Source organism: Methanothrix soehngenii GP6 (genome assembly GCF_000204415.1).
GTDB classification, from domain to species: domain Archaea; phylum Halobacteriota; class Methanosarcinia; order Methanotrichales; family Methanotrichaceae; genus Methanothrix; species Methanothrix soehngenii.
Map to the genome: position 1 here is coordinate 1,957,272 of NC_015416.1, position 22,647 is coordinate 1,979,918.

At 49.0% G+C, this 22,647-nt stretch carries 20 protein-coding genes; 11 read left to right on the top strand and 9 right to left on the bottom strand.

The window, feature by feature from the left end; genetic code table 11:
- Positions 1-146: 146 nt before the first annotated feature.
- From MCON_RS09815 to MCON_RS09825, 4 genes are all read right to left on the bottom strand, one after another.
- Positions 147-890, bottom strand: a complete 744-nt coding sequence (locus tag MCON_RS09815; protein ID WP_013719822.1) for an MBL fold metallo-hydrolase — start codon at positions 888-890, stop codon at positions 147-149.
- Positions 887-2,179 (bottom strand): AAA family ATPase, encoded by a 1,293-nt coding sequence (locus MCON_RS09820; protein ID WP_013719823.1) that lies wholly within the window; start codon positions 2,177-2,179, stop codon positions 887-889. Before MCON_RS09820 ends, MCON_RS09815 begins: the two co-directional genes overlap by 4 nt.
- A gap of 261 nt (positions 2,180-2,440) precedes the next feature.
- The gene (locus tag MCON_RS16265; protein WP_157863772.1) at positions 2,441-2,605 is read right to left on the bottom strand and encodes a hypothetical protein; all 165 of its coding nucleotides are present in this window, start codon (positions 2,603-2,605) and stop codon (positions 2,441-2,443) included.
- Positions 2,606-2,739: 134 nt separating this feature from the next.
- Positions 2,740-3,993 carry an IS110 family RNA-guided transposase gene (locus MCON_RS09825; RefSeq protein WP_013719824.1) on the bottom strand — a complete coding sequence of 418 codons (1,254 nt, stop codon included), beginning with the start codon at positions 3,991-3,993 and terminating at the stop codon, positions 2,740-2,742.
- A gap of 627 nt (positions 3,994-4,620) precedes the next feature.
- Here MCON_RS09825 and MCON_RS09830 point away from each other — a divergent pair.
- From MCON_RS09830 to MCON_RS09840, 3 genes are all read left to right on the top strand, one after another.
- Positions 4,621-4,809, top strand: coding sequence for a symporter small accessory protein (locus MCON_RS09830; protein WP_048132311.1), 189 nt, complete (start codon positions 4,621-4,623; stop codon positions 4,807-4,809).
- A 4-nt stretch (positions 4,810-4,813) separates the two neighbouring features.
- Positions 4,814-6,400: a sodium:solute symporter family protein gene (locus MCON_RS09835; protein ID WP_013719825.1), complete on the top strand. Its 1,587-nt coding sequence runs from the start codon at positions 4,814-4,816 to the stop codon at positions 6,398-6,400.
- A gap of 195 nt (positions 6,401-6,595) precedes the next feature.
- A complete protein-coding gene (locus tag MCON_RS09840; RefSeq protein WP_048133163.1) occupies positions 6,596-7,744 on the top strand; it encodes an RNA-guided endonuclease InsQ/TnpB family protein in 1,149 nt (382 codons plus the stop codon).
- On the opposite strand, the gene MCON_RS15275 is transcribed toward MCON_RS09840, so the two are convergent.
- Both MCON_RS15275 and MCON_RS16935 read right to left on the bottom strand, forming a co-directional pair.
- On the bottom strand, positions 7,741-8,853 hold the full coding sequence (locus tag MCON_RS15275) for a hypothetical protein (protein WP_052297562.1): 1,113 nt from the start codon (positions 8,851-8,853) through the stop codon (positions 7,741-7,743). The genes MCON_RS09840 and MCON_RS15275 overlap by 4 nt on opposite strands.
- A gap of 324 nt (positions 8,854-9,177) precedes the next feature.
- On the bottom strand, positions 9,178-9,300 hold the full coding sequence (locus MCON_RS16935) for a hypothetical protein (RefSeq protein ID WP_269798793.1): 123 nt from the start codon (positions 9,298-9,300) through the stop codon (positions 9,178-9,180).
- A 558-nt stretch (positions 9,301-9,858) separates the two neighbouring features.
- On the opposite strand from MCON_RS16935, the gene MCON_RS09850 reads away from it, so the two are divergent.
- Positions 9,859-10,530 (top strand): lactate utilization protein, encoded by a 672-nt coding sequence (locus tag MCON_RS09850; RefSeq protein WP_013719828.1) that lies wholly within the window; start codon positions 9,859-9,861, stop codon positions 10,528-10,530.
- 96 nt (positions 10,531-10,626) lie between these two features.
- Here the strand turns inward: MCON_RS09850 and MCON_RS09855 are convergent, their stop codons facing one another.
- From MCON_RS09855 to MCON_RS09865, 3 genes are all read right to left on the bottom strand, one after another.
- Positions 10,627-11,136 carry an HdeD family acid-resistance protein gene (locus MCON_RS09855; protein ID WP_013719829.1) on the bottom strand — a complete coding sequence of 170 codons (510 nt, stop codon included), beginning with the start codon at positions 11,134-11,136 and terminating at the stop codon, positions 10,627-10,629.
- A 139-nt stretch (positions 11,137-11,275) separates the two neighbouring features.
- Entirely contained in the window at positions 11,276-12,451 is a 1,176-nt protein-coding gene (locus MCON_RS09860; protein ID WP_013719830.1) for a redox-regulated ATPase YchF, read from the bottom strand.
- Positions 12,452-12,470: 19 nt separating this feature from the next.
- Positions 12,471-13,562 (bottom strand): Coenzyme F420 hydrogenase/dehydrogenase, beta subunit C-terminal domain, encoded by a 1,092-nt coding sequence (locus MCON_RS09865; protein ID WP_052297611.1) that lies wholly within the window; start codon positions 13,560-13,562, stop codon positions 12,471-12,473.
- 80 nt (positions 13,563-13,642) lie between these two features.
- Here MCON_RS09865 and MCON_RS09870 point away from each other — a divergent pair, with 80 nt between their 5' ends.
- The 7 genes from MCON_RS09870 to MCON_RS09900 all read left to right on the top strand — a co-directional run bounded on the left by MCON_RS09870 (position 13,643) and on the right by MCON_RS09900 (position 22,594).
- Positions 13,643-14,668, top strand: a complete 1,026-nt coding sequence (locus tag MCON_RS09870; protein WP_013719832.1) for a hydantoinase/oxoprolinase family protein — start codon at positions 13,643-13,645, stop codon at positions 14,666-14,668.
- Between the two features lie 202 nt (positions 14,669-14,870).
- On the top strand, positions 14,871-16,106 hold the full coding sequence (locus tag MCON_RS09875; protein ID WP_013718495.1) for an IS701-like element ISMco3 family transposase: 1,236 nt from the start codon (positions 14,871-14,873) through the stop codon (positions 16,104-16,106).
- 122 nt (positions 16,107-16,228) lie between these two features.
- Positions 16,229-16,663 carry a flavodoxin domain-containing protein gene (locus MCON_RS09880; RefSeq protein ID WP_013719833.1) on the top strand — a complete coding sequence of 145 codons (435 nt, stop codon included), beginning with the start codon at positions 16,229-16,231 and terminating at the stop codon, positions 16,661-16,663.
- A 158-nt stretch (positions 16,664-16,821) separates the two neighbouring features.
- Complete coding sequence (locus MCON_RS09885; RefSeq protein ID WP_013719834.1) at positions 16,822-17,646, top strand: phosphate ABC transporter substrate-binding protein; 825 nt, start codon at positions 16,822-16,824, stop codon at positions 17,644-17,646.
- A 172-nt stretch (positions 17,647-17,818) separates the two neighbouring features.
- The gene (locus MCON_RS09890) at positions 17,819-18,280 is read left to right on the top strand and encodes a hypothetical protein (RefSeq protein WP_013719835.1); all 462 of its coding nucleotides are present in this window, start codon (positions 17,819-17,821) and stop codon (positions 18,278-18,280) included.
- A gap of 92 nt (positions 18,281-18,372) precedes the next feature.
- Positions 18,373-21,285, top strand: a complete 2,913-nt coding sequence (locus tag MCON_RS09895) for a DEAD/DEAH box helicase (protein ID WP_013719836.1) — start codon at positions 18,373-18,375, stop codon at positions 21,283-21,285.
- An 88-nt stretch (positions 21,286-21,373) separates the two neighbouring features.
- A complete protein-coding gene (locus MCON_RS09900) occupies positions 21,374-22,594 on the top strand; it encodes an ISL3 family transposase (RefSeq protein WP_013718150.1) in 1,221 nt (406 codons plus the stop codon).
- The last annotated feature ends 53 nt before the right edge of the window (positions 22,595-22,647 follow it).

The following is a 22,647-nucleotide window of genomic DNA, read 5'->3' on the forward strand; positions in this document are numbered from 1 at the left end:
TGTTCCAGCAAGACTGGGACCTCTGCAGATCGTCGCTGCATGTAGGCTGGCCTGGAGGTCCGATCTGGTCTCTGATTTTTGGAACAGACCAGATCAGGGCTGCTGAAAGCTCCGGTCTTCAGGCCGGAGTAGCTTACGTACAGAGTCTACAATACGATCTCCATCATATCATGCCCTAGCGGCCATTTCTTTAGAGCCTCCTCATGGGGCGGATACAGATGGCTCAGATGGGTGAGGATCAGCCTCTTAGTTCCCAGCCTCTCCGCCAGCTCCATGGCTTCGTCTGCGGTCATGTGCTTGCTAATAGTATAGCCCGGCGGGGTTATGGCATCGGCCAGCATCAGGTCAGCGTCCCTCATCAGCTCCAGGCTCTCTTCAGGGACCTCCATCTTGGTGTCACTGGTAATGACCACCACCTTGCTTCCATTGTCTATCCGCACCCCCACGGTCTCAATTGGGGGGTGGTTGACATTGAAGAGGGTGAACTGCATTCCTGCTATCTCGAAGGGCTGGCCAGCTATGACATCATGGCGCACTGGGGCCAGGAAGTAGAGGTAATTGAGGATGTAGTCCATAGTATTCTTCAGAGCATAGACGTCCACGTGGCTCTGCACCCGATGGAAGTCTCCGAAGCCCGCATAATGATCATAATGGGCATGGGTCCAGATCACCCCGTCCACGCTCGCTATATCCTTTTTCAAGAGCTGCCATCGCAGGTCTGGGCTCGAGTCCACCAGCACCCGGCCGTCCTCCTCGTCCGACTCCAGCAGGATGGAAAACCTCATCCTCCGGCTGCGCCCTCCCCGGAGGGCATCCATGCAGGCGGGACACTTGCAGCCGATCTTGGGGGTGCCAATGGCGTCGCCTGTGCCCAGGAGGGTGACCTTCATGCCTCAATGCTCCGCTTGTAGTCCGAAATCCTCTGGCGGAAGTCATCTATGGAGTTCAGGAGGTCCTGCTGGCATAGCCCCTTTCTGTTCTCCAGTAGTGCATTGAGCACCGCCTCTCTGATCACAAGCCGCAGATCTGAGCCCGAGTAGCCATCGGTCATCTTTGCCAGCGTAGCGGTATCCACATTGGCATTGATGGGCTCCAGTATCTTGTCTAAGATCCTCTTTCTCGTCTCCTGGTCAGGCAAGGGGAAGTTCAGCACCTTGTCAAACCTTCTCCAGGCGGCATAATCCAGCAGCTGGGGGTGATTTGTGGCCGCAAGAAGGAGGACGCCGTGCTCGACCAGGTTGATCTCGTCTATGGCCTTTAGCAGGGTATTGACCGCCCTTTTCATGGCACCATGCTCGTCTGAGGTTCTGGTCTTGGCCACGAAATCGAACTCATCGATGAGAAGGATGCAGGGGCTGAGCCTCTTGGCAAGCTCGAATACCTTGTCTATGTTCTTGGATGTCTCCCCCAGGTACTGGCTGGTGATCATGGAGAGGCGGACCTCTACAATTGGGAGAGAAAACCAGCTGGAGAGTGCCCGGGCGGTGGAGGTTTTTCCCGTGCCCGGCGGGCCGACGAATAGTAGCTTGCCGATCTCGAACAGGCCTATCTGGCGCAGGTATTCTCTGTTCTCCAGCGCCTTTCCCGTCTTTTCGATCTCAGTCTTCTGATCATCGGTCAGGATCAAACCGGAGATGCTGTCTCTTACATCCTCTGGCGCTTTGATGTAAGCCAGCTTGAGAAGCTCATCTGCCTCCTTTTGGTCCTTGCACAGCTCTTTTATGCGGGCGTCGATCCACTCGCGGTCTGCAGAAAGTGGCTTGTTGCCGTTCTTGGCCTCGGAGTAGCTTACCCCCATGGAGTCATAGTTCTCATAAAAGTAGGCAAGAGCGGGATTGGATCTGATCCTGGCAAGATCCTTCTGATTGGCAAACCACTTCGCGGCCACATCGAATACCGTGAGCCTTAGCTGCGAACCGAACTCCTCGAAGGATACAAAAGTAAGATCCTTGATGGCCGCTTTGACGTTATCTATGCCGTAGATCTTCTGAACATCGCTGCTGGTTACGTAAATCGGCCGCTTTACGCTCTTGGTATTCGCATCGAAATAATGCTTGCGAATATTGGGTGGCAGGTCGTCCTCAGTCAGGTTCTCCTTGCGGTTGTATATGTCTGCGGTTAAAAGCAGCTCTGCAACCTCAATTGCTCCGCACTTATCTAGATCATTCTCTGAGCCCATCTATTTAACTCCCCGGAACTGAACTAAAGCAGTGGACCATAAAATGAGATAAAGCTTTCTGTGGTCTGGCCGCAGAATGGGCCGGACAGGATGCGCCATATGCCCACTGGCCGCAGATCTCGCGATCCTTCGCCAGAAGAAAATCCTGGGCAAGTGATTGCTCCTGGACCGGCCTTAAGCCAAACGTACAATGCCTGCCTTCTCGCAGGGTGGCAGCGTTGGCGCCTTTTCTTCATCGAGCCCGGATGCAATTCTCATGCTCTACTCGTCGAGTTTTGCATTACAGGTAGCGCCAAGCCCCGAAAATACAGCCAATAGCAGCACGTCTCCCTTATAATTCCATAGGTCGAATCCGAAGCCATCAACTGTGTCTGCCGACTTTTTGTAATCTTTCTCATCCAGAAGACTGATTGCCAGCTTCCTCATGCAATCGTTTCGATCTTTCACATAAAGTATATTTGGCTCTACGCTGAATTATGTGGGTGAGGTCCGGCAGAGAATATAGCCTCTGTTCCTCTGTGACTCCACATGAAAAACTTAAAAAAACAAGATGCGGCGGATCATCCGCATCCCTCCTTCAAATCTTTCTCCACCAAGTATCCTGCCTGACTGATGATCTTTATCATCTCGTCGATATCCATCATTCTTATGGGCGAAACAGAGCTGGGAATTTTTGGTTTGGTTTTCGTGACCTCTGGTTCTTGATAATTCTCGTGATTCATAAGCAAATGATAGATGATGCAGAGCACTTTTCTGGCGAGCGCAACGGTTGCAATATTCTTCTTTCCGCACCTTGCCAATATCCTCTGGAAGAATCTCATTAACCTTGAATTCTTCTTGGTCCTGGATATGGCTTTTGCAACTTCCACCAAGATCCTTCGCATATGCTTAGATCCTGTCTTAGTGATCTTCCCAGTTCGCAGCTTCCCTGCCGATTGGTAGACCGAAGGCACAATACCGAAGTACTTTGCCATCTTATCCGCACTCGGAAAGTCCCTGTAATCTCCCATTTCTGCAATAATGGTAGCTGCCGAAATGAATCCAACACCTGGAACAGACAAAATAATTTTCAAATCATCCTCGAAGGGTTTGACTTTTTCGGCGATCTCAGCTTCCAGAATTTTTATCTTCTTGCTAATATCATCTATGACATCAAGATTTGCCTTGATCAAAAATACCTGAACGGGATCTAATCCATTCTTGATGGCTTCTCTGAGTTCGTCCTCCTTTTTCCGAATCCTCTTCGAAGGTATTCCAGATATGATCTGATCGATCGTCTTTCCTTCCAGAAGCCTATCAATGATATATCTTCCAGATTTGCCAAAAGAGTCGGATATGACTGAGGAGAGCTTGATGCAGCAGGTCGAAAGTGATTGATGAATCTGGTTCTTGATTTTGGACCTTGCATTGACCAGTGTCTCACGAGCACGAGTTATGCTTCTTAGATCTCGGTAGTCTTTTGGATAGATTCTGGAGGGCGTGATGAGATTATTGAGACAATATATCGCGATTCGTTCCGAATCAAGTTTATCGGTTTTCTTGTGCTCAATATTCCGGATCTGATATGCATTGGCCAGGATAAATTCGACATGACCTTCTAGAATGGTGAAGATAGGATACCAAAAACCTCCCGTGGATTCTACAGCCAGCCTCTGGCATCTGTGGTTTATTATCCAGGATCTGAATGCCAAGAGGCCATCTTGGTTCATATTAAAACGTTCTTGGAGCTTCAATCCACTTCGGGATATCATTGTAGCAATAAGAAAATCCTTGTGGATATCTGCTCCGCAAACTATTTCCTTATCTGAGTCCATCGTCTCACTTGCCTGATATGGGCAGATGATGATCACTCGTGCGTGCAACTTCACATACGCGTTCAAAGACGCATTTGGGCATCCACGAGATCATGGTTGTCTTTGTGTCGAGATCATGTCTCAGGTCACAGATCAACCTTCACTGCCCATATCAGCCTTGCCTATGGCTCTATGGGTTTTTCATGCTTTGGGCATGATCCCCGCCTGAGGATCATGGGCTCTTTGTGGTTGGGTCAGAGAATAGCAGCTCACAACTGAGGCTAAGCTCATGTCTACGGAGATGGAAGGACGGGCTCTGGACGGCAATTCTGGACTGTTGCGGCAGCAACAAGAGAATCTTTTTGTGGATATAGTCGTGAAAAATCTCAATGTTCCGCCCAGGGCAATATATAAACTATTAATATAAATTAATTAGATCATGGACATAAGGCCTGGAAATGAACATAATGTATAATTCTGACCGACATCCTTATAGCTTCGTCATTGCTACGTGCTACCACATGCCATATTGGTCCCTTAACGATCTAAGGGGCTGTCTGCGCAATCAGGAAATGCAAAAGCTGAAAGGTTCGCTGCATTAGCTCTGCAGCGAGCAAATAGGCTATAACAATGAGGTTGGTGTTATGCATGCTAGGCATTGAGGATCCTTGGATCTGGGGCGTTTATATTCTCTGTATTCTTAGCGCGCTTTTATGCGTGATCTACGGCACCATTAAATGGAATAAGGGCGGTGAGGAGGAGGCAGGGGAGATCTCCGAGGAAGCCGCCTGGGAATTGGAGGAGGAAGAGATGCAAGAGAAAGAGCTGGGGCTGTGATCGGATGAATCTACTTTTATTCAACGTCATCATATTAATATACCTTCTGGTCACTCTCTATCTCGGCTATCGTGGATGGAAGGGCACAAAGGACACAGAGGGTTATCTTGTCGCAGGAAGGAAGGCCCATCCTTATATCATGGCCATGAGCTATGGTGCCACATTCATCAGCACCTCGGCTATAGTCGGATTCGGCGGAAATGCAGGGCTTTTCGGCATGGGTTTGCTCTGGCTCACGTTTTTCAACATATTTGTTGGCATTTTCATAGCCTTCGTCTTTTATGGCAAGAGGACCAGAAAGATAGGCCACAACCTCAATGCTATGACCTTCCCAGAGCTATTAGGAAAGAGATTCGACAGCAGATTCGTTCAGTACTTCAGCGGCGTGGTGATCTTTCTTGGAATGCCTCTCTATGCGGCGGTGGTCTTGATAGGAGCAGCGCGTTTCATGGAGACCACCTTAGCCATAGACTTCCATGTGGCTCTGTTGATATATTCTGTCATCATCGCCGCCTATGTTATCTGGGGAGGGCTTCGTGGGGTCATGTATACCGATGCCTTTCAGGGTACCATTATGTTCTTTGGCATGGCTTTTCTCCTTTTCATGACCTATGCTCATCTGGGAGGAATAACCGTCGCTCATCAGGCACTTACAAACATGGCCCATCTCGTCCCAGAGAATCTCGCTTTGATGGGCCATACTGGATGGACGGAAATGCCAACTCTCGGCAGCACCTGGTGGTGGACGCTGGTCTCCACCATAGTTTTAGGGGTGGGAATAGGGGTTTTAGCCATGCCGCAGCTCGCAGTCCGGTTCATGACAGTCAAGTCCAGCAGGGAGCTGCACCGGGGAACCCTGATCGGTGGGGTATTCATTCTTTTCATGACCGGTGTCGCCTTCACAGTAGGGGCCCTCTCCAATGTCTTCTTTTTTAACACCCAGGGTGACATAGCCATCACTGTAGCCAAGGGCAATGCCGACAGCATAATTCCTATCTACATCAATGCCGCAATGCCGGAGTGGTTCGTCTACCTCTTCATGCTCACCCTCCTGGCAGCAGCGATGTCCACATCAAGCTCTCAGTTTCATACTCAGGGAAGCGCCATTGGTAGGGATATTTACGAGACGATCAGCCATAAGAAGGGCGGAAGCTCAATAATGGTCACCAGGGCAGGTATAATAGTTGCCATGGTAATTGCCGTCACCCTCGGCTATATCCTTCCAGATAACATCATCGCCCGGGGCACAGCTATCTTCTTCGGCCTTTGCGCATCCGCATTCCTTCCTATGTATACCGCGGCCCTGTACTGGAAAGGAGCTACCAAAGCAGGAGCCATTGCCGGCCTGTTGACGGGAACATTTGTAACCATCTTCTGGTATCTGTTTGTCCATAAAGCGGAGGCAGTGCCTTTGGGAATAAGCAAAATGCTCCTGGGAAGAGATCTGCTGATCACACAGATGCCCTGGCCGGTGGTGGACCCGATCCTGGTCGCTTTGCCTCTGGCGATGCTCGCAACCATTGCCGTGAGCTTGATCACCAAGAGAATGGACAAAAAGCACCTAGATGAGTGCTTCAAGGGAATGAGATGATCGACAACCACCTCATCTCATTCTCCTCAGAGCTTCCAAGAGCCTCCAGCTCTGCAGTATTTAAGCCTGATTCTAGCTTAGATGTTATAGAAAAGCAGGCAGAAGACCTCTCTCCTTTAGGGAATGAATGCCGCAAGTACTGCTGTTAAGCTCAAAAACTATATATCATATAACAGCTTAACTATATCTATGTCTATGCTTAAGGCATATAAATTTAGGATCTATCCAACCAAGTCCCAAAGGACAAAGATGGAGCGGACTCTAGATCTATGCCGATGGACATATAACGAAACTTTGGAAATCCGCAAGACCGCCTGGGAGGACGAAGGTAAGTCTCTGAGCAAGTACGAAACAAATAACTTGCTTCCGGAATGGAAAGAAAACAAACCGGAGCTTAAAGAGGTCTTTTCCCAGGTTCTCCAGAATGTCCATGAGCGTGTGGACCTGGCGCTCAAAGCCTTCTTCAGGCGTGTCAAGGCCGGGGAGAAGCCTGGATATCCCCGTTTCAAGGGCATAGGTCGATATGACTCTTTCACCTATCCTCAGAAAGGATTCAAGGTCGATTCTGGAAAGTTGTATCTTTCCAAGATCGGGGAGATCAAGATCAAGCTCCACCGGCCCATAGAAGGCAAGATCAAACGGCTAACTGTTCGCCGGTCAGCAACTGGGAAATGGTATGCGTGTTTCTCAGTAGATCTGGAAGATCTGCCCAAACCACCCTGGAAAGACGGCTCTCTGGTGGGCGTAGATGTCGGTCTAGAGTCCTTTGCCACCCTCTCCAACGGCGTGAAGATAGCTAACCCTCGATTCTTCCGAGAAGAAGAGCACGAGTTAGCCAGAGTTCAGAGAAAACTATCTAAAGCTCCTAAAGGCACGCCAGAGCGCAAGAAAGCCCTTAAGGTTGTTGAGCGAGTCCATGAGCGAATAGCAAATAAGCGATACGAATTTGCCCATCGGATCAGCAACCAGTTAGTCAATCGATATGGCCTAATCGCATTTGAAGATCTCAATATAAAAGGCATGATGCATAACCACAACCTAGCCAAAAGCATTGGAGATGTGGCTTGGAATATGCTTGTGACTTTGACCTCGTACAAGGCTGCAAGTGCTGGTTCGATGGTAGTCCTGGTAGATCCAAGAAATACGTCAAAGATGTGTTCTAGATGTGGCATTCTGGTTCAAAAAGATCTATCTGAGCGAGTCCATAATTGCACTCAATGCGGGCTTTCGATGGATAGAGACTGGAACGCGGCAATCAACATACTCAGATTGGGACTACAATCTGTCGGTATTCAATCCGTCCAAGCCCGTCCCCTTTCGAGGGCGGGAGTAGTCACTGGCTAGATCAAGACCTCTTCAAGCGGTCTTCGGGGGGTCAATTCGTTGGCGGGCCCAACAACATCCAGGCAGAAGATCTGCTGAACAAAGGGGCTATTTAGTGCCTCTGATTTCTCTCCTAGCAGTCCATTCACCTCTGATTCCGTCTCCACAGCCTGCAGTGCCTGGTTCATGGGCTGGAGGCTTAAGTTAGCAGAAGAGCTCAGAAGTCGGATTCGCTCGAATAGCTGCCCGGCCCTCACTTGAGATTCTGGATCATTCATTTGGCTCGTGATAAAGCCCAGATACAGAGAGCTATTGATGATCTCGGAGTCTTTTTCTATCTGACCAGGAACGCTATCCAGGAAGGCTACCTTTATCTGATCGATCTTAGCCTGAACTCCAGTTGGTCCCATAGCTCCCCGGGATATCCAGTGGCCCAGCTCGCTTTTGAATTCGATATCGGAGTAGAGGACCTGATCGGCATTCAATGTCAGATTGAGAAATCTACTCCTAATGTCTGGATCATCTATCAGAAAAACGCGAATATCCTGATCGGTGCTTATGGATTCAATATTAGCAAGATCGATTTGATTTGCAGTCTGCGGCACGGAATCCTGTTCTCGGAGGACCTCATTTGTTTTTGAGGGGGAGCTTTTCTCAAGAGAGGTGATGGCAGAGAATAGCTGGGGATCCATTGGGGCCTGGGCATTGGGCTGCAATGATACTCTGGCTATGATGCTCTCCTCCCCGGGGACGTAGCTTATAGTGTGGTTGTAGCCGAAGTGATCTGCTGCTATGATCAGGTTCTCCAGTGCGTTGCCAATGCTGATATGCATCTCCCTTTTATTGCCATCGGCAGCCTCAAGCCACCTGGATTCGTCGGCCATGACCATAATCGATCCATCAGATACATTAAACCTCCAGGGCTGGGTATTATAGATGGAAGGAGCGAGTATGGCATAGTTTAGCAGGAAGGTCATCTTCTCCTCTGAGCTTCCATTGCGAGGAAAGTCGTTCTCCATGATATTCCAGACCTCAAAGGATCCTTTGGGCTGCCAGACAATACCTGGCAGCAGCATTCCCGCTATCAAGAACAGGCTTATCAATAACACTTTAGCTGCAGACATTCCCATTTTCAAGCCCTCATTAACTAAATTCTCATTTCAGGCCATTATGAGGCCAGAGAAAATATAGCCTACGGTAGGATATAGCCTGTGATAGGAATGAAAAACCGAAAACCGGGGTATATTTAGCAATTATAGCCTAACCAAAGGATTCTAATTATCCGGGCTTGCCCCAAACTGCTATTGAATAGCAAAAGGGTCGAACATGGCAACTGTGGATATTGCAACGCTGCTAGCAAGAGCGTCCGCTCTTAAAATTTCGCAGTCCTTGCCAATACATTTCCTTCATTGAGCCATCCTCCTCAATGCCACATCTCAATATCTCAGTATTGCCTAAATGGCATTCATTTTCCTGCGCCCTGATGTCATTATCTCTATGTTTTTATGCAGGTCGTATTCGAGTTCACAGCTCTCTATCACTGAGATCTTTCGATCTATCTCCTCTGCCTCCGCCATGCATAGCTCTAATTGCTTTAACAGTGCCGACCTGCGTTTGAGCAAAGCGGTTTTTTGGTGTGAAAGATCATCTAACACAGACACTTTCATCCTCCTCCATTTCAATGCATCTCACCTACTATCTATAACTATTAATTATTAAGTATAAGCATAAAAGGATTTCGGTCTCAGAACCAGAGCTCTATCACGGCAATTACAAATAATCTCTCATCTAAAACTGACATTACTCTTTAGCTGGCGCCGCTTAATTCCCTGAGAGGCGGTTTTCATGCTTGCCGGGACTCATAAAGGGGGTCTCCGATAAGCATGATAGATCAGCATGACTAATAAGTATGAATAATGAGCATCTCTGATCAGCGTAGTCGCTCAGTGCGCAACCAGAGGTGGCAGAGAAACCTCATCCATAGAATATCATGCCAATCTCGAAAAGATATTCATAAACTGCTGGGGAATACTTTATCTATTGCAGGACTATAATTCCCTCTATCCTGCATCTAAATCGGAAAAATTTTATTCATCCATAACGGCGAGGCGATCAATTATTCGGGGGAGATAGAGATGGTATACCCAAGCAAATATAGCGCAATTAACCTACTACCTGAGCTTGATCTTGATAAAGAGAAATGGAGCCAAATACCCAGTGAAGAGTCCATCGCATCAACCATAAAAGCCATCGAAAAGAGAGGCGTGAGAGTGGTGAGATTGCCAGATGGCAATCAGGCTTTGGCCAAGATCAAAGAGTTGATTCCTCCCGGCTCGGAGGTTATGAATGGTTCCTCGACCACCCTCATCGAGATTGGTTTTCAGGAGCTTATGGATAGCGGCGAGCACGAATGGAAGGATATGAAGCTGATGGTGACCGGGGAGAACGATGCTCAGAAAAGAGCCAAGATCAGGCGAAAGACCGTTACCTCCGATTATTTCCTGTCCGGAGTGAATGCCATAGCCATGACCGGGGAGCTAGTGGGCTGTGATGCCACCGGAAGCAGAGTAGGCGCGTGGCCCTACGGCGCCGGGAACCTGCTGCTGGTAGCGGGAACGAATAAGATCGTCCCCTCATTGGATGACGCTCTGCGCCGCATAAGAGAGTACACCTTCCCCTTGGAGGATCTTCGCTCCCGGAATGTATATGGCGTTCCGAGCAAGATTGGAAAATGCGTCATCCTTGCCAATGAGTCCCAGCCTGGCAGGGTCACGCTTCTATTGATAGACGAAAGCCTTGGATACTGATTTGTTATAGAAAAAAATAAGGGGCAATATACTGGCCAAGCAATCATGCCCGGCCAGCCGATCGAGCCCCTCGATTGCTAAACAATCGTTCAATTTTTAACGCAGCTGGAAAGCCAGGTAGATGGTGGCCATGCCTCCCACAATTGCCAGCACTGCTAAGAGATAGATCAAAATGGCGATACCAACAAATGGAGAGCCGATGATCAGCAGCCCAAATATCATGCTCAAGGCTCCCATGATGGCTGCACCCCATCCTTCCCTCATTGCCCAGAATAGGCTCAGCGCTCCGAAACAAATAGCCAGTATTCCCACCACAATAACAAGCGTCTCTGGCACTAATATGGCACTCCAGTATGGATGGCCTATGACCACCATTCCCGCAATGATTCCCAGGATGCCGCTCAGAGCTCTCCACATCCAGTCAGTCTTGTCCATGAGGATTGTGGCCAGGGTTAATAGGCCGACGAAAATCCAGTACCATCCCAAGACCTGAACCAGATATATCGTGGTCATTATCGGATAAAGGATCAAATAGATTCCGATAATGAGTGCAGCCAGTCCTTGCAGCAGAATCAACCACCAAGGAACGAGATTCCCTTTAGACATGAATTCCTGCCTCCTTTACTGCAAATCGTGTCTATATCGAAAATAATTGGACTAGTTAGAAATATAGGTTATTGATATATAAGCATTTTCTACTCTTCTTTTTAAAAAGAAAGAGCGCTTGATAGACCGCCTGCCCCTCTCACTTCGTCGAGACGATCTTTATCACGTCCCCGTCCTTAAGCTCGTGTTTTTCCCCGAGGCGCATCTTGGTCCGGGCATCGATGGCAAATAGGAAGCTCTCGCCTATATCCGAATGCACCCGGAAGGCAAGGTCCCGGGCGGTGCTCCCCCGCTTCATCAGGAAGGCGTCAGGCAGTATCACTCCTTTGCGGTCGGTGAACTTGTTCTCATCCTCCACCGGATAGAGGACGATGTAGTCCAAAAGCTCGAAGATCGCTCGGTTAATGCACTCCTGCACCCCGGTTCCGCCGTATTGCTTCATTAAAGCTCTGATCTTCTCCAGCCCCGTCTTCTGGGCAGGATTGAGATCGCCTTTGATCTGGAAGTCTGGGTCCCCTGGCCGGTAGCTGATCAGTCCCGCCTTCTCTGCCATACGAAGAGCGATCTCCGCTGCTCCACTGACCGGTATCACCACCTCCTCTTTCAGAGCCAGAAGCTTTTTCACGTTCTCCGGGGGGGCAACATCCATCTTATTGGCTGCCAGGATCATGGGCTTGCTGTACCTGCGCAAGAGAATGGCGAACATCTTCACATCCTCTGCATTCCAGCTTCCCAGGTCCTTTTTCATCTCGGTCAGAGCGCGGCGAATCTGGCTGTCAGAAACTCCCGCTCCCGCCATCTGCTCGATTAAGACCTGATCCGGCTTGCCGCCCAATGCCCGGAAGTTCCTCATCAATTTTTCCCAGTTGCGATTTAGGATGCCGTTAAGCCACATGCTGATCTCGTATTCCAGGAATTTTACGTCGGAGACCGGATCGTAGTTGCCCGTACCTACCGGGTTTCCTTCGGCATCTGTGCCGCCCGAAGCATCGAGCACATGAATCACCGCCTCCGCCACTCGCAGGGCATCCAAAAATTCGTTCCCAAGGCCCTTGCCCAGGTGAGCGTCCGGCACCAGGCCGGCAACGTCGATCAGCTCGATGGCGATGAACCGCACCCCGTCCTTGCATCTTCCGCAACCCTTCTCAATCCCCAGATCCTTGCAGGGGCAGGGGACGCGCACATAAGAGACGCCATGGTTGGCGTCGATCGTGGTAAAGGGATAGTTGGCTATATCCACCTCTACCAGGGTCGCAGCCTTGAAAAAGGTGGATTTGCCAGAATTCGGCTTTCCAGCCAGCCCGACAGAGAGCATATCAGGTCAGAGTTCCCGCTCAGCGAGAGATGTTCTTGACATTCATCTCGACGGACTTGGCCTCAAACCGGGCTGCCTTATTCCCGGCGAGCTTGCCAGCAAGAGCCAGCCCCTTCTCCGAGACAGCCTTCTCCTGCAGGACACCTGCAGCAAGGGCATCAGAGTAGAGCTTCTCTCCCTTGTCCGTGCGGGTGAGAACGGTCGACCAGCCATCACCCGATCCCACGCTGCCCACGGAGATGTCCGCCAGTTCGCTGGCAAAGTCGAAGCATGGACCGCATCCCTTGAAGTTATACTGGTCCGTCTCCTCCAGCTTCACCTCATCGACCTTGCCCTGTTTATCTATCACCCTGAACATACCCTTCTTGATCTCAAACCGGGCCACATTCTTGGGATCCAGGCCGAACCTGCCCTTCACCAGGCCGTTCATGAGCAGATCGTAGTCGAAGTTCTCCATACAGAACAGGCCAACGAGCAGAGCGATCTTCTCCTGGCCGATCTGATAGGGCTCTTCCAGCAGCTGAACCTTTCTGAGGCCCTGGATCTGGCAGGGAGTTCCTACAAATCCGATCTTTTCGAATCCCATGTTTAGGGCTTCAGCCAATGAATTTACGCTATTGTTTATGGTGTACTTGGTGCCAGCGGCAGCCCTGATCTCATCGGCGGTGGTAACAACCCGAGATACCGTCCTCCACTCATCATCCTTGTCGGTGACGATGGCACAATCGATCATCCCCGACTCCAGCGCAAAAACAAGCAGAGCAGTGGCCACGCCGCCATCCTGGGCTAAACCCTCGCGGGAGACAGCCTGAGCGGATATGGCCTTCTTGTATATGCCCAGCTTTTCCTCGGGATTACGAGTCCTCCCCAAGAGCTTGGACTCCATCTGGCCCATATCCAGGATGTTTCTGGGACAGTAGGTGAAGCACAGGCCGCAGTGGGGATCGTACATCACCAGCTCTGGCTTGTCCTCCACATGCTCAATCCTGGGGCAGAGGGCCTCGCATGTGCCACAGCGACAGCATACATCCGATTTTATGACCTTATACTCCAGCTCTCCGAAACCACATTCCAGGTAAGTGGGCTCTGCAATCTTCTCCTTAGCAGCCATGATCATGATCTCCAAAAGTTAGAGGGCTAAATCACCTCCCGACCTAAAGCTTTTATGGTTCGAATGAGGTTTGAGCGTAGATGATCCTGGGTCTGGATATTGGGGGGGCGAACACCAAAGCGGCGAGTGCGGACAGCAAGTATGCCAAAAGCGTTTATCTTCCCCTCTGGAAGAACTCGCCCCTGGAGAAGGTCTTAAAGAGGATCAATGCCGAGCAGAAGCCGGAGGCAGTAGCTGTGGTCATCACTGGCGAGCTGGCAGACTGCTTCTCCTCCAAAAGGGAGGGAGTGGAAAGCATCATGGCCGTGGCATGCCGTGCCTTCTCCTGTCCGGTCTATTTCTGGGGCCATGATGGATTTGCCCGAAACGACATCATAAATCCGACTAACTCGACCGGTATAATTGATATGATCAACACGACCGATATTCTGCATGTCGCCGCAGCCAACTGGTCCGCTTCGGCTGCGCTTCTTGCTCGCGAGATAGGTGATTGCCTCTTTGTGGACATGGGCAGCACCACCACAGACCTGATTCCCATTAGGGCTAGGCCCCTGGCAGCGAAGACCGATTTCCTCCGCCTGGCCAGAGGAGAGCTGGTCTATATGGGCCTCCTGCGCACCGGTCTTGCCTGCATTCTGCCCGTGGCCAGGATCAGAGGCCATTATGTGCCGCTTGCCCCAGAGCTTTTCGCCATCATCGCTGATGCTCGTCTTGTTTTGGGCCATATAGATCTGGATCGGTATGCCTGCGATACTGCAGACGGAAAAGACAAGGGCCGACATTCTTCCCTCCGCCGGCTGGCGCGCTCCGTCTGTGCCGACCTGGAGGAGATAGGGGAATGCGGAGCTTTGGCCATAGCGGAGCAGGCCTGCACAGAGCAGAAGAAAGCTCTTGTTGCGGCCATGGAGAGGCAGGCAGAAAGGCAAGGCCTGGAAAGGGTGGCAGCAGCGGGAATTGGAGAATGGTTGATTGCCGAGGCGGCCAATACGCTGGGCATGGAGTGCATTCTGCTCTCTGAATTGTATGGCAGCAGGATATCGGATGTCTTCCCTGCTTATGCAGCCGCGAGGCTACTGGAGACATATCCCGTCTATCTTCAGGGATGATATATGAGATTTGCCACCGTCCTCTATTTTTTAAAATATAAATTAATTTAATATTTAAGATCCTTTTCAGTCTCTATTTCTTTTCTGTACTTTCCAACTTTTTAATAGATTTATAATATTCTCCTGTTAACTCAAACCATAAATTTCCTATAGAAAATTAAAGCTTTTATACTTGGATCCGAATCCCTTCTTCGGGAGTAGAATGATCAAAATAGTAAAGGTACCGTTGCAATTGGAGCCGTTTTTAGATAAGTTTAGGGATCTCTTCACAAAACCGAGTTACAGATCATTTCGAGATCTGTGTGGCGCGTTGAGCGTATGTGATAAATCCAAGACCGTTTCTAACCTTTGTGATACTATGGCAGATTGTAGCAAAGGGAAAAAATCACGTTCTTCATACAATTGGTTCTTTAGCGATGCGAATTGGGATGAAAATGAAGTTGCACAACGCAAGGTGGATCTTTTCATCGATAGTTTATGTTTGAAAGAGAACGATAAACTATTATTAATAATTGATGATACATACAATGAGAAAGAAGGAAATCAAACAGATGGTGTGGGCAAATTTTACGATCATAGTAAAGAAGCCTATATTTGGGGTAACAATTTCGTTACCTCTGTTGTCCAATCAAAAGGACTATTTATTCCACATAAAGCTAAGATGTATATTAAGAATGATGACGAAAATGAGAATTTTAAAACAAAAATGGAGATTGCCTTTGAAGAGATCATCAAACCATTAGTTGTACCAAAAAGCATCGATCTTTATATCGTTTTCGATAGCTGGTGGTTTTCTTCTGATCTATTTAGCAAGTGCCTTAAGCTAGGGCATAATATCGTATGCCAAATCAAGTCTGATAAGAAAGTCGGAATAAATAAGGATATGTATTTCCAAGTCAGAGATCTAGCGAATCAAATTGAAGATAAATTTTTTATTAAGACAACAGTTAGCGTTCGTGGAAAAAAGAAGACCTATTATGCATTTGAAAAGAAGGTAATCATAGACAAGGTAGGCGAAGTTAAGCTTGTTATCTCCAAGAGAAAAAAAGATAGCACGACAAAATATATAATCAGCACTAATGGATCGCTTTCATTGAAAGAAATACTCTCAATTTACGAGGACAGATGGGATATAGAAACAGCTCATAGAGAGGCAAATCAAAAATTAGGATTTAAAGATTACCAATTAAGAGATAAACACTCAATTGAAAGATTTATTCAAATGGTTTTTTCAGTATGGACTGCAATTCTCTTATGGGAAATAGATAATCCGCCACCTAAAGATGGCTCAAAATCAAGAACGATGGGCGACATGGTCGATAGAGTAAAAATGCAAGCTGTTGGAGAAACATTTGAATTTGTCATGACATATTTTAATTTGCCTGTACCTGATGGAGGATTGCTTTATATACTCAAGAGCCTTGGAATGAAGATATGAATAATATGATAAATTAAAAATTATAAACAAGGGAGAAACTTGGAAAGTACAGTTTCTTTTATAATTCCCATCAACCATTAACTAGTTATAAAATATGTAATGATCAACCTGCGGGGATTATAATGCCAAAGATTGCCATTATTTATGCCAGCCAGTCTGGAAAGACGAAGAGGATGGCAGAGGCTATTGCCAATGGAGCGAAGAGCGTTGAGGGTGTGGATGTACTATTGAAAAACGTATTTCAGGCGAAGCCTGACGACGTCTTGGACGCCGATGCAGTGGTTCTTGGCGGCTCAACCTATAACAGCAAGCTTATCAAGACCATGGACCCATTCCTGGCCCAGCTGGAGAAGCTCGACCTGAAGGGGAAGGTGGGAGTGGCCTTTGGCTCATACGGATGGAGTGGTGAGGGGGTGCCTATCCTAATCGATCGGATGAAATCTTTTGGCATGTCGGTGATAGAGCCGGGAACAACGGCGGTCCAACTTCCCACTAAAGAGGACCTGGAGAGATGCACGGACCTCGGAAAAGCGGTAGCCAATGGTTTGTTGAACTAGATGCTTTCGAAAAGAGAAAATATCAGCGTTTAGGTAAAATCTAGCGTGTATTTGAAATCTATATAGTTTATGTTTCGATAACTTTGGTAAGGGTAATACTATATTTTATGTTGGATAGGTTTACATATTATCCATGCAAAGCTTCCGCCGGTGAATTGATGAGAAAGCTATTTGGTGCTCTATTGATAGCCTTGATCGTATGTGCAATCGGCACTACTATGGTTGTGGCTATGGAAGATGTTCGTGTTGCAGGATCAACAACTGTACTGCCTCTTGCAGAAGGCGGGGCAGAGGTCTTTAACGCTGAGCAGTCTGATTACAGGGTTACTGTCACTGGAGGCGGCACAGGTGTGGGGATGAAAAACATCGCCGAGGGCAACTCCGAGATAGCCATGGCCTCTCGAGAGGTCACTGATGAGGAGCGGGAGAAGTTCGGAGACAAGTTCCAGGAGAACCTCATCGGCTATGATGGGATAGTTATCGCCGTCAGCCGGGAGATATATGATGCGGGCGTGACCTCCCTGAGCAAGGAACAGGTCGAAGAGATTTATGCAGGCGAGATCGACAATTGGGAGGAGCTCGATGGTCCGGATGAGGAGATACTGGTCATCGGCAGAGAGCAAGGCTCTGGAACCAGGGATACCTTCAATGAGGAGATCATGGGCGATAAGTCCGCTGAGACTCCGGGCGTGAGCACAGTTGCTGGCAGCAATGCAGAGATAAAAACCGCTCTGACCGGGAGCGATCAGGCCATTGGATACTTGGGATACTCCTATGTTCAGGACGACTCAGTAGGGACCATCAGCCTGGATGGGATTCTACCAACAGAAGAGACCATCAAGGACGGAAGCTATGAGCTGGCTCGCGAGCTATACTTCTATACCTACGATGAGGCAACTGCTGGCGCGCAGTCCTTCATTGACTTCATGCTGGGCTCCAAGGGACGGGATGTCGCCACAGAGTATGGATTCATACCGCTCTGAGAGACGATAACCCCATTTTTATTTTAGGTGACTGAAGCATAGCAGGCATTACGATTTTGTCTTTTTTAGATGCACGCATGTACCTTAAATAGAAGATTGTCCTTCAATCGAGAGGATGATTTGGATTATGAGTCAGATATTCACAAGGCCAATATTCACGAGGCCGGTATTTATGAGCCTGATCTCATTGTCCATTGCTTTTCTGCTGGCAGGCCTTGCAGTTTCAGGCATGCCCGCCTCATTTTATCAGGCTATGACCCAGATGAACACCTCAGACTACCTCTGCGTCAAGAACTATGATGCAGGCGCTAGCGTTACTGAGTCATACTCCGAATTCGACCATCTGGAAAAGGAGACGGAGATCAATAGCAGGTCTTTTCATCCATCCGGCATCAAGGATGATAGCAGCAGAGGCAATGCTACTCTAGAGGCCAGGATTGCATCCTCTCTTATCGGCAAGGCTCATATCGCCTGGCAGTCCAAAGATGTAAAATCAGGTCCCTATGGCCGCCATGCGGTTTATGGACTGGTGCAGGAGGACTTGATCGGCGTCCTCAACATTGAGAGGTTCATACATCTGAGCAGCAACGATTCCTATGGATTTTCAGGACCAGATTGGCTTCCCTGCAGCTAGTGAGAGATAGATACGCTTTAATCGTTCATCGACGTAGCATTCTTCCGAATTTGCCGCAAAGTATTCATATCCGATTCTGTGAATAACCGACTGTGAGCGCCTTCGATCATCTTCATCATAGGATCAGAGCAATACTGCAAGAGCAGGGCATAATCGAGCCGACGCTCCCTCAGGAGAAGGCGATACCAACAATTCTAGAAGGAGAGAACGTTCTCCTCATCGCCCCCACAGGTACAGGCAAGACAGAAGCTGCAAGCTTGCCCATCTTTCACCAGATATTATCCGGCGAAGGAAAGAGCAACAATACTCCAAAGCATGGCCGGGAGAAGAAAAAAGCAAGCAGGACGATGGATTCTGACGGAATGCAATCCAGCGCTATGGAATCTGGAGGTATGGATTCCAACGGCATAAAAGGAATAAGAGCGGTATACATCACACCCCTGCGCGCCCTGAACAGAGACATGCTTCGCCGCTTTCATGACTGGGGCGAAAGCCTGGGGATCTCAGTGGCGGTTCGCCATGGCGACACCAGCCAGAGCGATAGAAGGAGGCAATCATTGAGTCCACCTGACATCTTGATCACCACCCCCGAGACTCTGCAGGTCATGCTCACCGGAAAGAGGCTGCGCCTTAATCTCTCCACCGTCAGGACGGTAGTGGTGGATGAGGTTCATGAGATGGCTTCCTCCAAACGCGGCTCTCAGCTCTCTGTTCTCCTGGAAAGGCTTGTTGAGATCGCCGGAGATTTTCAGCGCATCGGCCTCTCTGCCACCGTCGGATCTCCGGAAACCGTAGCCAGACTGCTCGTTGGAACAAATAGAGGATACAGGATCGTCTGTGCAGATGTGGAAAGGGCAAGCAACTACCAGGTGGTCAGCCCTCAGCCCAAAGGCGGGGACTATTCCCTGGCCAGCACATTGGAGTGCGACCCCCGTTTGGCTGCTCAGATCCGCTGGATCCGAGATGAGGTGAGAGATAAGAAATGCCTCATCTTCGTCAACACCAGACAGGCGGCCGAGGTTCTGGGCTCAAGGTTCAGACAGCTTGGTGAGCCCATTGGAGTTCATCATGGCAGCCTATCGAGGGAGGCGAGGGTGGAGGCAGAGGAGGCCTTTAAAGCGGGAGAGCTGCAGGGCCTCATCTGTACTTCCTCTATGGAACTGGGAATCGATATTGGCGATGTGGATCATGTCATCCAGTACAGCTCTCCCCGAGAGGTCTCCCGGATGCTGCAGAGGGTTGGTCGTGCCGGACATAAGATAGGTCTCGTCTCATCTGGAAGCATAATCGCAACCTGTGCCGACGATGTGGCTGAGGCCTGCGCCATCGCTAGGAGGGCGGCAGACTCGAAGCTGGAGGAGATCAAGATCCATGAGAAGCCGACGGATGTCCTGGCCAATCAGATAGTGGGACTGGAGATCGATTTTGGCGATATAAGCCTCCAGAGAGTCCATCAGATCGTCTCCAGAGCTTATCCTTTCCGGGACCTGACGGTGGAGGAGCTGGAGGGAGTAGTCTCTCAGATGGAGGAGCACAGACTGGTCCGGCGAGAGGGAGGCATCCTGCAGAGGACTCGCAAGGCACGGGAGTACTATATCGAGAACCTCTCCATGATCCCGGATGAGAAGAGGTACAATGTCTACGACATAGTGGGACGCAGATCGGTGGGAACCCTGGATGAAGCATTTGTGGTTGGCTTCGCCCAGCCCGGCGCCACATTCGTGACCAAGGGAGAAATCTGGGAGATAACCGAGATTGCTGAGGAGGAGATTAAGGTGGTTCCCATTCAGCGAAGCGGAGAGATTCCCAGCTGGACAGGAGAGGAGATTCCCGTCCCCTTTGATGTGGCCCAGGAGGTGGGCCGGATCCGGAGGGAGATCAGCGAGATGTTCGAGTCGGGCAAGGGAGCGGAAGATGCTGAAGAGTGGCTCCAGAGCTGCTACCCGGTGGAAGATGAGGCGGCAAGAGAGCTGGTTGATCTCATAATGAGACAGAGGGAAAAGAATCATCCTGTACCAAACGAATCTCTGGTGGTAGTGGAAGGCGGTGGGGAGGGAGCGATCATAAACTGCTGCTTCGGCCATAAAACAAATGATACTCTGGGCAGGGTTATAACCTCCATCCTATCCGCTCGCTTTGGGAGCAGCGTGGCCTTGCAGATCGATCCTTACAGAATTGAGCTGACCCTTCCTAAAGCGTTGCTGGCGGAAGAGATCGAGAAGCTGATTGAGGATCTTGATCCGGACTATGTTCAGCCCATCCTGGAGATGACCCTGAAGAACACCTCCCTCCTTCGCTGGAAGATGATCCATGTGGCCCGCAAGTTCGGTGCCCTATCCAGGGATGTTGACTATCAGAGAGTGAGCATGGCAAAGCTGCTGGCAGTATTCGAGGGCACCCCCATGTACCGAGAGGCCTTGCGGGAGATCTATCACGATCGCCTGGATATCGAGCGGACCAGGATGGTTCTGGTGAGGATCAGGGATGGCTCGATGGCCATGACCACCAGCAGCCTCTCGCCTATTGGGACCAGTGGCCGGGGAGGCGGAAAGGATGTAACCTCTCCGGAGAATGCGGATGCTGCAGTGATCAAACTCCTCAAAAACAGGATTATGAAAGACCGCGTACTGCTATTTTGCGTGAACTGCAAGAAATGGAAATCCATGCGTCAGGTCGAACGGGTGCCCGACCGACCTGAGTGCCCTCTTTGTGGTTCCAGGATGGTGGCTGCTCTCAAGCCCTGGGAGGAGGATGAGATCAAAGTGGTCCGAAAGCGGGATAAGAAGACCTCTGATGAGAAGCGCAGGACCAAGAGGGTCTTTCGCAATGCAAACCTGGTCTTAAGCTATGGCAAGACCGCAGCCATTGCCCTTGCCAGCCGGGGTTTAGGACCTGAGACCGCAGCGAGGGTGATAGGCAAGCTTCAGAAGGACGAGATCGAGTTTTACAGGGACATTCTCAAAGCGGAAAAGGAGTATGCTAGGACAAAGAGATTCTGGGGTTGATGCGATCCTTTAGAAATTCCAGGCTCCTCGCTATTCTCTGTGGGTAGCTGGTTAAGTCTTTATAGCAACTCATGCTAGAAAATTAGCCGTGTCAATCTCCCAGGAAGCCCTATTTAAGATAGCATTGAATCTTGAAGATCCTTGGTACATCAAGACGATAGATTTCAGTGCCGAAGGAAAGCAACTTGATATACACGTTGACTTCGAACCAGGCAGCAAATTTCCTTGTGCGAAATGCGGCAATCCAGGTTGCAGCGTGCATGATACTATCGAAAGAACCTGGCGACATTTGAACTTCTTTCAGTTTAAAACCTATATCCACTGTCGTGTCCCTCGCACGATCTGTGAAGACTGCGGAGTGAAGCAGTCAAAGGTTCCCTGGGCAAGAAAAGGTAGCGGTTTCACCTTGCTTATGGATTCTCTGATAGTCCTTATGGCTCAATACATGACTGTTACTGCTATTGCTGAAATGATTGATGAACATGATACTCGGATATGGAGAGTCCTGCAACATTATGTCGCAGAAGCTAGATCCAATGAGGACTTTTCAATGGTCAAATCAATCGGAGTTGATGAGACATCAAGAGCTAAAGGACATAAATATGTTTCAGTATTTATAGATCTAGATGAGTCGAGAGTTATCCATGTATGCGAAGGAAAAGATGCCTCAACTATCGGATCGTTTAAAGATGATCTAGAGCAGCATAACGGATCTAGCGAAAATATTGAAAATTTCTGCTGCGATATGTCGCCAGCTTTTATATCTGGTATAGAGAATAGTTTTCCTAATGCATCGATAACGTTTGATAAATTCCATGTTATGAAATTGATGAATGAAGCTGTTGATAAAGTCAGACGTGAGGAACAATCACACAATGCTTTGCTGAAAAGAACAAGATATATCTGGCTCAAAAATCCCGAGAACCTCACAGCCAATCAGAATAAGATGCTAACGCCACTAAAAAGCATCCGATTAAAAACGATGAGAGCTTATAATATTAAATTAGCCCTTCGCGACTTTTGGAGCTATGAATATCGGAAATCCGCCGAGGACTACCTCAAACGCTGGTATTATTGGGCTACGCATAGCAGACTCGATCCTGTGATCGAATGCGCTAAAATGATAAAGAATCACTGGAATGGCGTGACTAATTATATTAAAACAAAAATCGATAATGGTATCCTGGAAGGAACAAATAGTCTGATTCAGGCTGCAAAGGATAGCGCCAGAGGTTTCAGATCAACAAAAAATTTCATTACTATTATTTATATCAGGACAGGGAAACTCAAATTCAATTTACCCACATGAAACAGCGAGGAGCCAAATTCCAGAAGGCCTTATGAAAAAGATGGGGAATACAA

Excerpts from the sequence above, each read along its gene's own strand:
- MCON_RS09815 (WP_013719822.1), bottom strand. The coding sequence starts at position 890 with ATGAAGGTCACCCTCCTGGGCACAGGCGACGCCATTGGCACCCCCAAG.
- MCON_RS09820 (WP_013719823.1), bottom strand. The coding sequence starts at position 2,179 with ATGGGCTCAGAGAATGATCTAGATAAGTGCGGAGCAATTGAGGTTGCA.
- MCON_RS16265 (WP_157863772.1), bottom strand. The coding sequence starts at position 2,605 with ATGAGGAAGCTGGCAATCAGTCTTCTGGATGAGAAAGATTACAAAAAG.
- MCON_RS09825 (WP_013719824.1), bottom strand. The coding sequence starts at position 3,993 with ATGGACTCAGATAAGGAAATAGTTTGCGGAGCAGATATCCACAAGGAT.
- MCON_RS09830 (WP_048132311.1), top strand. The coding sequence starts at position 4,621 with ATGCTAGGCATTGAGGATCCTTGGATCTGGGGCGTTTATATTCTCTGT.
- MCON_RS09835 (WP_013719825.1), top strand. The coding sequence starts at position 4,814 with ATGAATCTACTTTTATTCAACGTCATCATATTAATATACCTTCTGGTC.
- MCON_RS09840 (WP_048133163.1), top strand. The coding sequence starts at position 6,596 with ATGCTTAAGGCATATAAATTTAGGATCTATCCAACCAAGTCCCAAAGG.
- MCON_RS15275 (WP_052297562.1), bottom strand. The coding sequence starts at position 8,853 with ATGGGAATGTCTGCAGCTAAAGTGTTATTGATAAGCCTGTTCTTGATA.
- MCON_RS16935 (WP_269798793.1), bottom strand. The coding sequence starts at position 9,300 with ATGGCGGAGGCAGAGGAGATAGATCGAAAGATCTCAGTGATAGAGAGC.
- MCON_RS09850 (WP_013719828.1), top strand. The coding sequence starts at position 9,859 with ATGGTATACCCAAGCAAATATAGCGCAATTAACCTACTACCTGAGCTT.
- MCON_RS09855 (WP_013719829.1), bottom strand. The coding sequence starts at position 11,136 with ATGTCTAAAGGGAATCTCGTTCCTTGGTGGTTGATTCTGCTGCAAGGA.
- MCON_RS09860 (WP_013719830.1), bottom strand. The coding sequence starts at position 12,451 with ATGCTCTCTGTCGGGCTGGCTGGAAAGCCGAATTCTGGCAAATCCACC.
- MCON_RS09865 (WP_052297611.1), bottom strand. The coding sequence starts at position 13,562 with ATGGCTGCTAAGGAGAAGATTGCAGAGCCCACTTACCTGGAATGTGGT.
- MCON_RS09870 (WP_013719832.1), top strand. The coding sequence starts at position 13,643 with ATGATCCTGGGTCTGGATATTGGGGGGGCGAACACCAAAGCGGCGAGT.
- MCON_RS09875 (WP_013718495.1), top strand. The coding sequence starts at position 14,871 with ATGATCAAAATAGTAAAGGTACCGTTGCAATTGGAGCCGTTTTTAGAT.
- MCON_RS09880 (WP_013719833.1), top strand. The coding sequence starts at position 16,229 with ATGCCAAAGATTGCCATTATTTATGCCAGCCAGTCTGGAAAGACGAAG.
- MCON_RS09885 (WP_013719834.1), top strand. The coding sequence starts at position 16,822 with ATGAGAAAGCTATTTGGTGCTCTATTGATAGCCTTGATCGTATGTGCA.
- MCON_RS09890 (WP_013719835.1), top strand. The coding sequence starts at position 17,819 with ATGAGCCTGATCTCATTGTCCATTGCTTTTCTGCTGGCAGGCCTTGCA.